General features: G+C 45.0%; 1 protein-coding gene. It reads left to right on the top strand.

All coding sequences use genetic code 11. From position 1 onward, the window contains the following. Positions 1–26: 26 nt before the first annotated feature. On the top strand, positions 27–402 hold a 376-nt coding region (locus KP705_RS18575), incomplete at its 3' end, for a hypothetical protein (RefSeq protein WP_215765374.1).

Below are 402 nucleotides of genomic sequence, written 5' to 3'. Positions count from 1 at the left end.
AGAAGCAGGATGGCACCTTTTTCAAGGTGGGTTTGCTGTCTGGATTAGCTAAGCAGATGGATGAACAGTTTAGGCATATCATGTTCATTCCTGCTGTTGCTGTTGCTGAGCGTCGCCAGTTGAGGAATGAGCTGACCTATTGGATTGATAACATTCTCCCGAATAAGGGGAAGTATCTGCGGTACATGGTTATCACCTGCGGTGAGAACGTCCGCATATATGATGACCTCAAGGCGGAGCATAGGAAATGGACACGCAAGCTCTCTGATTGCTTCCGTTGGCTCAATCAAAAATATGGTTCAAATCTGTATTTCAGGGGGACTGAGTTCACTCATAATGAGGATCATGAAACCCTTAACATGCATATGAATATCCTCTTTGATCTGCCGTATTTGAAGGGGA

It is taken from the genome of Gluconobacter sp. P1D12_c (assembly GCF_018812105.1).
GTDB classification, from domain to species: Bacteria; Pseudomonadota; Alphaproteobacteria; order Acetobacterales; family Acetobacteraceae; genus Gluconobacter; species Gluconobacter oxydans_A.
This window is presented reverse-complemented; position numbering and strand designations above follow the sequence as displayed.